The 12,967-nt window shown below is 45.7% G+C and carries 15 protein-coding genes and 1 tRNA gene; 8 read left to right on the forward strand and 8 right to left on the reverse strand.

Annotated features, from left to right (window positions below; all coding sequences use genetic code 11):
• Positions 1 to 12: 12 nt before the first annotated feature.
• From WM95_RS00540 to WM95_RS00550, 3 genes are read right to left on the reverse strand one after another with little or no spacing between them, the layout of a single operon-like run.
• Positions 13 to 690, reverse strand: coding sequence for a fimbrial biogenesis chaperone (locus WM95_RS00540; protein ID WP_063409836.1), 678 nt, complete (start codon positions 688 to 690; stop codon positions 13 to 15).
• Positions 691 to 743: 53 nt separating this feature from the next.
• A complete protein-coding gene (locus tag WM95_RS00545) occupies positions 744 to 1,328 on the reverse strand; it encodes a fimbrial protein (RefSeq protein ID WP_023309862.1) in 585 nt (194 codons plus the stop codon).
• 53 nt (positions 1,329 to 1,381) lie between these two features.
• A complete protein-coding gene (locus tag WM95_RS00550; protein WP_023309863.1) occupies positions 1,382 to 1,984 on the reverse strand; it encodes a helix-turn-helix transcriptional regulator in 603 nt (200 codons plus the stop codon).
• A 706-nt stretch (positions 1,985 to 2,690) separates the two neighbouring features.
• Between WM95_RS00550 and WM95_RS00555 the strand changes: the two genes are divergently transcribed.
• The 5 genes from WM95_RS00555 (at position 2,691) to WM95_RS00575 (ending at position 6,931) form a co-directional block, all read left to right on the forward strand.
• On the forward strand, positions 2,691 to 3,452 hold the full coding sequence (locus WM95_RS00555; RefSeq protein ID WP_088544610.1) for a winged helix-turn-helix domain-containing protein: 762 nt from the start codon (positions 2,691 to 2,693) through the stop codon (positions 3,450 to 3,452).
• 1 nt (position 3,453) lies between these two features.
• On the forward strand, positions 3,454 to 3,933 hold the full coding sequence (locus tag WM95_RS00560; RefSeq protein WP_023309865.1) for a hypothetical protein: 480 nt from the start codon (positions 3,454 to 3,456) through the stop codon (positions 3,931 to 3,933).
• A gap of 189 nt (positions 3,934 to 4,122) precedes the next feature.
• Positions 4,123 to 5,061, forward strand: a complete 939-nt coding sequence (locus WM95_RS00565) for a GlxA family transcriptional regulator (protein ID WP_063409705.1) — start codon at positions 4,123 to 4,125, stop codon at positions 5,059 to 5,061.
• Positions 5,062 to 5,146: 85 nt separating this feature from the next.
• Positions 5,147 to 6,193 carry a class I SAM-dependent methyltransferase gene (locus tag WM95_RS00570; protein ID WP_063409706.1) on the forward strand — a complete coding sequence of 349 codons (1,047 nt, stop codon included), beginning with the start codon at positions 5,147 to 5,149 and terminating at the stop codon, positions 6,191 to 6,193.
• Positions 6,194 to 6,487: 294 nt separating this feature from the next.
• Positions 6,488 to 6,931, forward strand: coding sequence for an acetyltransferase (locus WM95_RS00575; RefSeq protein ID WP_059446489.1), 444 nt, complete (start codon positions 6,488 to 6,490; stop codon positions 6,929 to 6,931).
• A 32-nt stretch (positions 6,932 to 6,963) separates the two neighbouring features.
• Here the strand turns inward: WM95_RS00575 and WM95_RS00580 are convergent, their stop codons facing one another.
• The 4 genes from WM95_RS00580 to WM95_RS00595 form a co-directional block, all read right to left on the reverse strand.
• Positions 6,964 to 7,554 (reverse strand): hypothetical protein, encoded by a 591-nt coding sequence (locus WM95_RS00580; RefSeq protein ID WP_231106848.1) that lies wholly within the window; start codon positions 7,552 to 7,554, stop codon positions 6,964 to 6,966.
• Complete coding sequence (locus tag WM95_RS00585; RefSeq protein ID WP_074166198.1) at positions 7,551 to 7,916, reverse strand: tlde1 domain-containing protein; 366 nt, start codon at positions 7,914 to 7,916, stop codon at positions 7,551 to 7,553. Before WM95_RS00585 ends, WM95_RS00580 begins: the two co-directional genes overlap by 4 nt.
• A gap of 9 nt (positions 7,917 to 7,925) precedes the next feature.
• Positions 7,926 to 8,411: an Hcp family type VI secretion system effector gene (locus WM95_RS00590; RefSeq protein WP_063409707.1), complete on the reverse strand. Its 486-nt coding sequence runs from the start codon at positions 8,409 to 8,411 to the stop codon at positions 7,926 to 7,928.
• 372 nt (positions 8,412 to 8,783) lie between these two features.
• On the reverse strand, positions 8,784 to 9,080 hold the full coding sequence (locus WM95_RS00595) for a SymE family type I addiction module toxin (protein WP_059445400.1): 297 nt from the start codon (positions 9,078 to 9,080) through the stop codon (positions 8,784 to 8,786).
• A 173-nt stretch (positions 9,081 to 9,253) separates the two neighbouring features.
• Between WM95_RS00595 and WM95_RS27055 the strand changes: the two genes are divergently transcribed.
• From WM95_RS27055 to WM95_RS00605, 3 genes are all read left to right on the forward strand, one after another.
• Positions 9,254 to 9,370 (forward strand): YlcI/YnfO family protein, encoded by a 117-nt coding sequence (locus WM95_RS27055; protein ID WP_127851071.1) that lies wholly within the window; start codon positions 9,254 to 9,256, stop codon positions 9,368 to 9,370.
• Positions 9,371 to 9,554: 184 nt separating this feature from the next.
• Entirely contained in the window at positions 9,555 to 10,295 is a 741-nt protein-coding gene (locus tag WM95_RS00600; protein WP_059445399.1) for a hypothetical protein, read from the forward strand.
• Positions 10,292 to 12,577, forward strand: coding sequence for a DEAD/DEAH box helicase (locus WM95_RS00605; protein ID WP_059445398.1), 2,286 nt, complete (start codon positions 10,292 to 10,294; stop codon positions 12,575 to 12,577). Before WM95_RS00600 ends, WM95_RS00605 begins: the two co-directional genes overlap by 4 nt.
• Positions 12,578 to 12,640: 63 nt before the next feature.
• Here the strand turns inward: WM95_RS00605 and WM95_RS00610 are convergent.
• Positions 12,641 to 12,735 (reverse strand) — tRNA-Sec (locus WM95_RS00610).
• Between the last annotated feature and the right edge of the window lie 232 nt (positions 12,736 to 12,967).

Consider the following 12,967-nt stretch of genomic DNA (forward strand, 5'->3'; position numbering starts at 1 on the left):
TTACTGTTTTTATTACTGGGATAACGACGCGCGCGTGGCGGGGGTCCATGCCCCGTAATCGTTAATGGTTTGATAGCTCATGCTGCTCGCGTGGCTGAAGCGTTCAGCCAGCGTCACGCTGCCTTTCGGGGGCACCATCACCGGCTGCACCGGCATACCGTCAATTTTCACGTTGATGGTGGTGAGGTAGTACGGCGTTGGGTTACTGAGCGTCACTTTTCCGGCACGGTAGGCACCGGCCAGTTTTTTCCACGCCTCTCGCGGGGTCTCACTGAGTCCCTCCGGGCGATAAAAGACCTTGATGCGGTTAGCCGATGCAAACTGCAGCGTATTCCCGGCGCCGCTTTTCGCCTGCTGGGGGATGGCTTTGACCGTCATCCAGTAGAGCGTCTCCCGATCCGCTGGCAGGGCTTTGCCGTTAAACATGATTTTCACCGCGCTTTCGCTGGCCGGTTTTATGACGTACAGCGGCGGCGTGATCGCGAAGTCGTTGGTACGTTCGCCTTTCTCATTCTCCATCCATGACTGGATCAGGAACGTGGCGTCGGGATGGGTGTTTCTCACCTGCATCATGGCCTGGCTGGTGGCGCTGGAGTAGACCAATCGCGTTGCGCCCAGTCCCACGCCGCCGGCATAGACGGCGGAGGAACATAACGCGCCCGCCAGGCAAATCCATGTGTTTACGCGCATAGTGCTTCTCCTGAAAGCTAAGACAGGCCCGGCTCGCAGACCGGGCCTGAAGGTTACGAATAGGTCACTGTGTAGGTTGCGACGGCGCTGGCATCACCCGCAGTGGCGCCGCCCTTCGGCGAGTAATATTTCGCGCTGAAGTTCAGGGTGTTGGCACCCTTACGCAGAGGGATGGCCGAAGCGGGTTCACCCAGCTTAACCACGTTGCCCTGCTCGTCATAAAGGCGAATAGCCACGTTTTGCGCAGAGTTGGCGCTGCCGTTTGCCCCGACGGACAAGCTATTAACATCGGAAGTGTCCGGCGTGCCGGTGAAGGTGACGGCCACGGTTGTGGCGGCAATCGGGTTCTCATCCGTAGAGGCTGAGGTATCGGCGATTTCGCAATCTTCCAGGGTGATGGCAAACGCTTTTGCCGTGCTGGCTTCGCTGCCGGCGGTCGCCAGCGTTGCGGTACGCACTTCACCCATATCCACGTCAATGTTGGCGCTTCCTGCGCTGATGGCGCAGGCGGAAGTCACCACTTTGCCGCTAAAGTTCACCGTGCCGCCGCTGGTGCCGGCAGCCAGAGCCGTGCCCGCTGGCAGTAATGCCGCAATAGCGATCGCGAGCAGCGTTTTATTATTGAATTGAGCTTTCATTGTCCTGATTCCATTATGGTGTTATGTCGAGATTTGCTCTGAAAGCAGCAGGTCTAACTGGTTAAAAAGACCAGCAAATCTGTCTTGTTCCTGAGCCCGAGTTTTCTTATCGCTGAGCTTTTTAACGCGCTGACACGACGGTAAGAAAGCTGCTCTGTTTCGGCGATGTAACGCATATCCAGACCCTTTCGCAGTTCCTTCAATACCCTCCATTCACCCGGCGTCAGCGATAACGCCGTGGGTTTTTTTATTGGGCGATAACGGCTATCGACCATTTTTAATACGCTGGCTCGCCAGTGATAAAGCGGGTCCTGCAGCGAGAGATAGGCGTCTATTTCACCGCGTATCCACAGCCAGGAATTTGCCGGTGCGGAATACATGCAAATAAGTACGTCGGGATAAAGGACTTTCATCTTCCTGATATATTTCAGGCAGTCATATCCCGCGTGATATTTCTCCATGCCGGATAAAAAAATCACGTCTACCGGTGCGGCCGCGAGTATCGTTTCGATCTCCGCGTAATTATCGATCGATGCCGTAATCTGCATAGCCGGGACAATATTTTTTAATAACGCGGCGATCCCCTGGCGCGCAAAGTGATCTCCACCTAATAGCGCGATATTTAAATGACGTGTGTTGTTGAGCTTATTCGCCATGTCATTCCCTCGATTTATAATTGTAATGAGACTCGTCTGTCTGGCAGAACGATGCCTGTATTTTCGAAGCAATTAAGCATTGCACGGTGTGAGCCCACTATACTCAGGGCGTAAAAGAGGTAACCTGAATTAATCTTAATTTGTTTTAAGTACGGTTTAGGTGTAGCGTCAATTTCTCCTCGCTGAACCGGCTTTTGCTTATCTGCCTGTAAATAATCATACCGATAGTTTTTATTGAAAAGTTAGCTTTAATAAATGTTTTGTAAGGAAATAGTCTGGGGACGTCATGCGACGCGGGTTGTTACTGACGGTGACTAACAGTTCCGTGCCGAAATTGTTAATTAAGACGACAGGTTTCGAATGGGGCATAATTTTGAAACCCGCCGGGAACGCCCGTCCTCTCTCCTTTTTGTTAAAAAAACAAATTAAGGGTGCTGAATAATTCAGACAATGATGGCTAAACCGTTCAACGGGCGGATTTGTCGAGTTTTGTCAGTGTCAAGACGGCTTTAAATAGCGGTTAAGAAAACTTTAGACCCGTCAGATAAAGAGAAAGGAAAAATAAGAATTTTCGCCAGGCGCCAGGATATACAGTTGCGCATTTATCCGTCACATTAATCCTTACACAGGCGAGGGATACGCATGTTAACCGTGAAGGGAATCTACTGGAGCAACAGGCGTTGACCGGAGGTATTTAGCCCATTCTATGCATAAGCATTACATTATTAATGGCCTGGTAGAGTTTCATCCAGCGGCCAGCACATTACGCGATCTCAACAATCCTGACCGGGTGGTGGTATTAAATTCCCCGGCGGGGCGCTGTTTGTTGTTATTAATAGAAAGAGTCGGAAGTATTGTGACTCAACAGGAGTGCATGGATATTGTCTGGCAGCGCCGGGGGATGCTGGTTTCGCCTAATACCTACTACCAGAATATTTCTATTCTGCGTAAGGGGTTGAAGAAAGTGGGGTTTGAAACCGATCCGATTGTCACTATCCCGCGGATTGGACTGACGCTCGCAAGCGATACGCAAATCACCGTTAAAGAGACGCAGCCGCAGGCTGATGAGGAAGAACGTGCTGCTCCGGATGTCTGCGAAGAGACCGTCGCCCCGACCGACTCGACGCGCCGCTTCTGGCTGCCGGGCGCGCTGGTGCTATTGCTGATGCTGGCTGGCGTGAGCGTTATCAGCCATAACCTGCTGCATGACAGCTATTTCGTCGACGGGTACCGCTTCGCGATGAAGATGGGCGAATGCCAGCTCTATTTTTCTCGCGATATTGAAACGCAGCGCGACCGGGATAAAGCCCTGGCCTATGCCGCCCCGTTTAAGGACCAGTGCGCGAACTATCCCTGGGTGTACGTCAGCGGATACATCCTGCTGCCTCGCGCGTCGGTCATTCGCTGTGACAGACCGATGACGGAACCCAACCGCTGTATGTCCGATTATTTTATAGAGGATCGCTAGTATGGTTCGCTACCGTCAAACGCTTGTTGCGCTCTGCCTGTGCCTGTTGATGGGGGCTGTCGTGGCGGCGTATTACCTCTGGCATCGCCATTACATTCAGCCCTTTTCCTGTCAGGCGAACTTTATTCAGCATCACCGTGATGAGACGCTCTCTCTGTGGCTGAATTACACCGTGGAGGGTAACAGCGGAATACTCAGCATGAATGGCCGGTTGAAAAGCGATCCCACGAAGACCCTGAATCGCAAAGTTTTCTTTCAGATTGAGCGCAAAGACAGCGTCTATAATCTGACGTCCATACGCAATATGAAATTTCCGGACGACAACATCAGCGACAGCTGGCTGGAGAAGTACGAGCCCTTATTTTTTATCTATCCGAATAAGAATATTTATATGCGTATTAAGAAACAGCAGAATGAGAACTATTTATTTATTCTGGGGACGCTGCCGACCTATGTGTGCCACACGTCAAAAAACGGATAGCGACAAGGAGAAATATTTTTAAGTTTTTGCGACCATCATTTATGCTTGATTTAACAGCCAGGACCTATCTTAGGAAAATATAACAGCAACAATAATGTTGCGATAATGTAATTATTCTTCGGCAAGTTAATGAAAAATATAATTGATGATAGCGTCAGAATGACGCCTGCACGGAATAAATCCCTGCATATGGGTTTACTCCTGTGGCCCCATTTCTCGCTTTTCGCATATTCAGGATTAATAGAGGCGTTACGTATTGCATCCAGCGTCCAGAAGCGTAGCCAGAAAATACGCTTTAGACTCAGTCATATAAGCACTTATCCCGACTTACCGGTAGTGAGCAGCTCAGGGCTCAGCTTGCGGCCGGAGGCCGCCCATGCGCCGCCCGGTGACTTCGACTACATTGCGGTAATTGGTGGAGGCCTGGAGCACCTTCACCAGGGGCACCGTGGCGACAGAGCGTTTCTCACGGAGGCTTATCACAACAACGTTCCCCTGATAGGTATTGGTACCGGCAGCTTTATTCTGGCGGAGGAAGGCTTACTGAACGAGCGCCGCGCCTCGATTCATCCTCATCACCATGACGTTTTCACGCAACGCTTTCCGCAGGTTTATGCTGAGCAAGGCCTCGATTTTATCGACGAAGGCGATTTGCTGACCTGCCCGGGCGGGATCTCAACGCTCACCCTGGTAACGGCGCTTATCCGAGCCCACGGGGGAGACGACATTGCGGCCACCACCTCCCGGCGGCTGTCCCTTCCTCCGCATGACGCCGCCACGCCGCGGCCCGCGAATATCGCCATGATCCCTGATTCACGGCTGCGCAGGGCGGTGACGATCGTCGAACAGTATCTGACTCACCCGCTGAACGCCGCCAGGCTCGCGCAGGACGTTAAGCTGAGCGAGCGCCAGCTTAACCGCCTGTTTCACGCCGAGTTTGGCAAAACGGCGCGGGAATTTATTCGCAGCGCCAGGCTGCGCTATGCCTGCTGGCTGCTGAAAAACTCTCAGCAAAGCGTTACGGATATTGCGCGACGGATGCGGTTTAGCGACTGCGCCCACTTTATTCGTCATTTTCAGACCGAGTACGGCTGCACGCCGGGGGTATGGCGCACGTCGCAGAACTGATGCACCTATTTCGTGCTTTCTTCGTAGGGTATTACTGGCTCGCCTGGATAGACTTCCGTTAAAAGCCTAACGGAGGGAAGACGACATGAACTGGCAGCCTTTTCGCGGCGATGCACCGGAAAATATGACGATTTTCAGCGCGTCATTTCCCGACGTCAGCGACCAGTGGCCGATGAAAGACGACGCTGCCCGCGAGATCGCCTCCCTTGACCGCGCCCTGAAAGCCGAGCCAGCGCTCCGGCCCCCGAGGGTGGAATACGACGAAGGGGGGCAGGCCGTGCTGGTTCCCCAGAACCGCTATTCCGAACAGGCCTTCCGCAACCGCCCGGCGCTCACCGCGTGGCGCACCCGGCTGGTGCCCTCCGCGCTGGCGCTGTTTGTGGTGCAAAACCCGCTGGAAGACCGCCTGCCCGACGGCACGAAAATGGACAGCGACAGCCGCCAGTGGTTTATCCACGCTAACGATGCGATTGGCGTGCGCTCCCGCGCCAGAGTGCTGGCCGCGCTGGTGGATAAGTACATTCATAATGAGAGCGAGAACAACTGGGTCAGCCTCGCGAGCGGTGCCGCCATCCCGGTGCTGGAGGCGCTGCGTGAAGCAAAGCTCGACGGCCAGCAGGTGTATCTCACGCTGGTGGACAAAGACCCGGTGGCGCTCAGCTGGGCTGAAACCATGGCGGCACAGGAAGGGATTGTAGTGGGGGAACAGCTGACCCTGCTCAGGCGCAACCTGCTCCATACGCTGGTGCGTAACGAAGATCTGCTGCTGGAGCTGGGCGAGCAGCAGGCCGAACTGGTCGACGCGCTGGGGATTTTCGAATACTTCAACGATACCGACGCGGTGATTTTCCTCCAGCGCGCGCTGCGGCTGGTCAAGCCCGGCGGGGCGGTAATTGTGTCAAACATGCTCACCAGCAGCCCGCAAATTGATTTTGTGCTGCGGGGTATCGGCTGGGAGGATATTTACCCTAGGTCGTTACAGCAGCTGCAGGATATTCACCTCGCGGCGGGCGTGCCGGTGGAAAATGTTACCGTGGTGGTGCCGAAGGACGGCGTGTACGCGGTGATGGAGATTAGGGTAGGGGATGAAAAACCGCACGGTCAGTTCCCTCTCCCTGAGGGAGAGGGTTAGGGTGAGGGGGGGACAGGGCGCTACAATATTTACCGTTCCTCAGTTGTTCGGTTTAACCGAACAACTGCCATGAAGGATTAGCTGGTTTCTTTATTCTCACTGTCTGTTGGGGATTCTTGCTTTTCATGCTCTATCTGCTGACCCGTCTCCTGAACCAACTTCCGGGCCATTTCCCTGATACGCACTCGACTTTCACAGGTACGAGAGTTTATAACTTCATTTAAGGTCTTCAGTTTATTGCCTCCATGCTTCTGGATACTTGATTTAATCGCCGCGCTCTATAATGATCCCCCCATGAAAATAGAAACCGCACTCCCCTCACACTTCGAACGTCTGGTCGCGATCTGGGAATCTTCCGTCCGCACCACCCATTACTTTTTACAGGAAAGCGATATTGCGGCGCTGCGCCCGCTATTGCTTAACGCCTATCTGCCTAACCTCAAAGTCGTGATCGCTCGCGATGATGCAGGCATTATTCACGGCTTTTTAGGCGTGGATGAAAACCGCATTGAAATGCTGTTTGTTGACGACGCGAGCCGGGGGAAGGGCGTCGGGAAATTGCTGCTGAAATACGCCATCGCCGAGTTTGGCGTAAACGAGGTGGATGTGAATGAGCAGAATCCGCAGGGCGTGGGATTTTATCGCCATATGGGGTTTGAGCAGGTCGGGCGCTCGGAACTGGACGGGCAGGGGAATCCGTTTCCGTTGCTGCATATGCGGTTGGGTGGGCAGGTTTAACGCCCTCTCCCTCTGGAGAGGGAGTCTGCAAGCTAGTTACTGGTAATTTGCCCGATGATTACGCCACGCACTTTTTCGCCATCGAAGTAATAAGAGACCGTATTACTCTGGATGAATCCATTCTGTACTGGCGTCTCCTGATAAAAAAGCATCGCTTTCTTTTTGGCGATCTCTTTCTTGCCAAACAATGCGACTAAATTGCCATGCGTCGCATTTAATAATGGAACATTAGCGACCGAGACTCTGACAGGTTCCGTTGTTTTAGCACACTCGTTATGGATGCCATCTTTGGCTATAATTAGCGCAGTTAACAATCCTGCACCCATTTCGTTATCCGAGATGAACCAGTAATTTGTGCCATCGTTGTCATGAAGGCAGACCCAACGAGCGGAACTGTCTTTGTTGACTGGTGTGCTGGTGATATCTGACAGGTGAGTAACCTCCATTTGCACGGTTTTCTTACCGATGGTGATGATTGGAGTAAGGGGCATCGTTGTTGAAATTTCCGTCAGCGAGCCGCCGTCTTCATCGTAATATCGGGTCGCGAAGCCGGTCATTTCCGTCGCTGAGACGTGCGAACTGACTGCAACGAGTAATGGCAATAAACAAAATAAATGCTTCATTTGACAATCAATACCGTATCGTTGCTTTTCCAGATACTCCTTCTGGCACTCAGGGGAGCAATGATGCAGCCCTCTGAAGAGTCGTCGGGGTGCAAACTGCTTTTACCATGTATTTTAAATGAGTCTCTACCACACATATCATTTGTCGAGTTGGGCGTGAGGCTGAGAGTATATTTCCCAGTATGGGCTGAATTATGAGGGGACCCAATAGTGTAGGTACCTCGTGGCAGCGGTCCGCTGTTTTTTACACATTCTTGTGACGGATCGTTTTTGTAACCACTTGCTCCTGCGTAATCTGCATCAAATTGGTAGACACCATCCAGATAAAATTTATGCTCTTTTACATCATATTCCCAAGACATACTTTCTCCTTAAGCGCGCACTTTCCAGGTATCAGAGTGAATGATGTTTCCATCAATGTAGTGCCATGTGATTTTTTCATATGTCAGATCTACATATTCATGGTGTGTATAGTGTTCGTTTTGCGGGTGTTTAATGTCAAACATGATAGGTTCAATTTGAACAACTCTTGCGTTTTCTAAAGTTGTCTTAAAGTAAGCCTCTTCAAGTCCGTTATAGTTGATCCTGTAAAATATAAACTCTGCTTTTTTTAGTGTTTGTCCAGTGCACAAGGCTTTGTAGAGATAAGAGGATGATGAATCAATCTCTTTCATGAATGCATAGGTACTACAAATGCGTTTTGCTGTGATTTTTCCGGAGAATTTATCTATAGGCTGTTCTATAGAATGCATAAATTCAATCACTTCTATCGAACCTTCGCGATCTTTTATATCGACAGATCCATTAATCCTACGGCCTGAATCATCCTCGAGCCATAAGTAAACAGGTATAGCCATCTCAATCTCCTTTTATAGACTGAGGGAAACTACTCTTTATTATGGATTTAAATTGTGACTTTCATTTCAAAATAGAAAAGCAAATGAAATTTGGGGGTTAACTGAATATTGCTCTTTGCGACGTATTAGTTTCGCGGATAGATGTTTAAAAGGTATAGCGTTGAGTTATGGCTTCATTACCATCATAATAAAAATGATAAATTAAAATAGTATAACTTATTGAAATGATGAATGTCATCAAATGTTGAACTTGTAAGTCAGCATTACATGTTGGGTTCGATTGCTTTTTGGATGTTATGTAAGAAATCTGGCATTCCATATTTTTTATATTGGCTGCATGCTCAGCAGCCAACTGGATAACAGCTGGAACGGTTATGATAATTGCAGGCTCGCCAGCGTGCTCTCGATCTGGCATAACTTTGCTTTAGTGCGTTTGTAATCGTCCAGAATCCTTTGCTCCTGCTCGTTATACGCCACCAGAACGATGCATCCTTTCATGACCTTTACCGTGACCTGATGTCCGGTATCAAACCCCGCTGCGCGCAGCCACTTTCCGGAAAGGATGATTTTCGGCGTGGATTTGTCGTAAACATTCGGGCGATATCCCACAATTAACGAACGCTCAGTTCCGGATTGGTCGGTGTCTGGGGTAGAATGCGAATCAGCCATAATCAACTCCTTGATAGTTGGTGAGGTTAGACGCCCTTTAGTGCTCCAACACTGCTGGGCGTTGTCAAATTTCCGAACCCATGTGGTAGGTACCACATGCAGATAAACTACCCGAAGTGGTACCTACCATATAAGAGAAAAAGAAACCAAATTTTGACCGTACTAAGAGCACGATGAAGAACATCCGGTTTGAGGATGAGCTTTTGGAGCAGATTGAGAAGGCTGCGGGGAAAGGGAATTTTAGTAAGTGGGTGAAGGAAGCTTGTAAATTAAGGCTCAACAAGCAATAGAGTATACATCTATAACTGTTATGAATAAGTCTTTTAGGTGGAATGCTGTTTTTTTAAACAGCATTGTTACTTACCTCTAATCGTTGTAGATTAATCAAATCAAAAATTAATTCTTTCTTCCAGAATCATATTTTTTTTCAGTTAGACAGTTATTCATTGTTTCAAAGAATAAGGGCTGAATTATATGAATAATAAAAATATTGTTAGAACACAAGATGATGTTGATTGGGGATGTTACCATGATGAATTAACCAGCGCTGAAGTAATGGTGAAAATATGTGTAATAAGAATAAAAACTATAAAAAAAATTGCAGAAGAATTAACGAGAATAGTTTTGAATAAATCATGGATGATGGATTTAGATGCTCGTACACAAAGATGTTATAGGTATACTGTAGAGGAAACTTCGAAATTATTAGTTGATATATTCAACAAAATAAAAGCTCAATCTTCATCTGAAAAGGATATCGGCGTTGAGTTTGGTGAGATAATGGTTTCAATGGGAGCGTCAAGAGCATTAAATAAACTTTTCAATCATATTTCTCTTCCAATTGCAGAGCTTTGGAAACCTCAAAAAAAACAAAATGAAGGATTTGATTTTCATACGGTTTGTCCTAAAAAAATGGTCAATTTTGGTGAGGCAAAGTATTCAGGTATTTCTAATCCACATGGTGATGCTTTAACACAAATTATTGATTTTATAAATGTAGAAAAACATCTAAGAGATGTACTTCATTTGGAAAAATTGGCAGGGGAAGAAGTTTGTGACAACCTAGATAACGAGTGTTTCGGTGTGGTTGCTGCATTTTCAATAAACTCTGAAAACTATGATCTTATTATCAAAAATGCTTTAGAAAGTGTGAAGGAAAAAAATCTCTTAAGTAAGTGCAGTATAGTATATCTTGTGGGGGTGATTTGTAAATGAAAACAGCAATTCTGAAGATAAAAGAAGATGTAAATCCCAGCGAGAATATTGAATCTTTGCTTCTGCAGCTACATACAAAAGGTCCAATAGACAACAAATTATTAGAAAAGTTAACCTATTATAAATTATTCCACCAAAAAGATTTTTCTTTCTATGAAGATAGGATAGTTTTGGAGTTAGGGTTGTTTTATAAAAATACTAAACCAGATGATTTGTTTTCATTTATTTTGTCAGGAATTGGAAGAACAAACCATAGACTTTTTAAGGAATACTTAACGCCTGTCCAGGCCAGTATAAGGTTAGCGATTCAAGAAGAAAAATATGTTTCTATTTCCGCACCAACAAGTGCAGGAAAGTCATTCTCTGTAAAAGACTACATTGAAGAATTGAAAGGAGATGTTGTTATAATTGTTCCTTCGAGGGCTTTAATTGCTGAATATATAAATAATCTCAGAGATAAATTTGGAAAATCAAAAAATATAATGATATCGTCTTTTGCTGACATAATATTCAACAACAGAATAGGTCTGCGACGCATTTTTATTTTAACCCCTGAAAGAGCAAGGGATTTATTCCCAATTCGCAATAAGTTAAAAATAGACTTATTTTTCTTTGATGAAGCACAAGTCTGTGAAGAAAAGGAAAGAGGAGTTACATTTGATGCACTGGTAAGAAGAATAAAGTCAAGTTTTGAAAATGCGAAATTGGTTTTTGCCCATCCATTTGTTGAAAATCCTAATGCACAAATGCAAAAACATGGATTGGATCTCAGCAAGTCTTACTCACACGCTTATCCACATAATACTGTTGGGAAAGTTTTTGTTTTTAAACATTCGAATGAGAAAGATTATTACTTCTCTCCATATATAAAAAAAGGACATTTACTTAATAAAGCTGTTCCTTTCGATGGTTCATTCGAAGAATTTGCCTTTGATGGTTCAAAATCAGTACTAGTATATGTTTCGAAAGCTTCATTATACAATGGCCATTTCAAAAAGGATTTTGAAAAGTTTATAAATCGCTTTAATGCTATCTCTAATAAAAAAGCTCTGAATATTATATCTAAAGTTGAAGAGTTATTGGGCGCTAATAACCACGGTCATAAATCAACTTTAGTAGATCTGCTTAAGATTGGTGTCGTGATTCATCATGGTTCAGTTCCATTGGAAGTAAGATTTCTTATTGAGGATTTTATCAGAAGTGGTTATGCGAAAATCTGTTTTGCTACAAGCACATTAGCTCAAGGTATAAATATGCCGTTTGATATTATTTGGTTAGTGAACATGCGAATCCAGGCAGATAATGATAAAGAGCGAGGATTAGCATTTAAGAATCTAATAGGACGAAGTGGAAGGTTAACAAAAGAAAATGTATTTGACTATGGTTATGTTTATACAAAAAGACCAGAGTTGCTTGCTCAGAGAATAACTTCAACATTTAAAATGAGTGAGAATTCAATTTTGAAAAATGTTTTAGATGATCCCACTCATGACATGAATGAGCTTGTTTCTTCAATTTTTGATGGTTCATTTGATGAAAATTATAATCTTCCAGTTTCAAGAATAAATAGAATATCTGGAGTGGATGTTATTTTTTGCATTAAAGAGGCATTAGATATCATATTTGAAAATGCCGATGGTAGCTCTCTCAAAGGTGAACGCAATAAAATAAAAAGAGATATAGTTCGTTCAAATCTAAAGTTTGTTTTTGAGTCTTATATCGGCAGGGATTTATTGAAAGGAGAGAGTAACGTCTTTGATAATGCAATAACAATACTCTTTTACCTTATCCAAGGTAAATCTTTTAAGGAAATCGTTGGGATTAGATATAGCTATGCTTCTAATCGCGATGAAAATAGAAATGGTGATGCTCCATTTATACAACCAGCGAGTAAAATACCCGATATTAATTTAGAAAATGCATATTCAATGTTCAACAATATTAAAGCTAAGAATGTAAGTTATGATCGAATTGTATTCGATACGTATGACTATTTAGATACTGTAATCTCTTTTTCACTCACGGATGCGTTTATGGGAGCATTCCGCGTTTATTATGAAAAGACTAAAGATAATAATGCCATGAAAATGATGGGGTTGCTAAAATATGGAACATTAAATTCTATTCATACTTTATTGCTTAGATATGGGTTTTCTCCTGAAGATATTGATTTAGTTGAAGAGCATATTAAATATATTAGTGAGGACGATATTGTTTTTGATAAATTAGAAAATATCCCTAATGACATACAAGATAAGATTTCGTGGTATCTACCTGAATAACAGGGCGAAGTTTATGATATAAAGTTTTTGAATAAAGAATAAAATAATCTGAGTAGAAATTTTTGGCGGAAGATCACAGGAGTCGAACCTGCCCGGGAACGCTGGCGTCCCCAACTGGATTTGAAGTCCAGCCACCTCACCGGAGATGACGATCTTCCGCGCCTGCATTGCTACATGGAGGCGGGGCGCATTATAGCTACTTTCAGGCATTTACCACATCCCCCCGCACACTTTTTTCACCGCTCTTTTGACCTGTCCCCCCCTGTTTCAGCTAATTCTTAAGAAAATCCTCAGGTTAGCCTTTCGTGCTCACCAGTATTTACCGCGATCACAAAAAACAAGAAACGTAATCTGCTAACCAGAAAACGCAATACCCGCTCCTGAAACAAT

The organism is Enterobacter cloacae complex sp. ECNIH7, assembly GCF_002208095.1.
In the GTDB taxonomy this organism is placed as follows: domain Bacteria; phylum Pseudomonadota; class Gammaproteobacteria; order Enterobacterales; family Enterobacteriaceae; genus Enterobacter; species Enterobacter cloacae_M.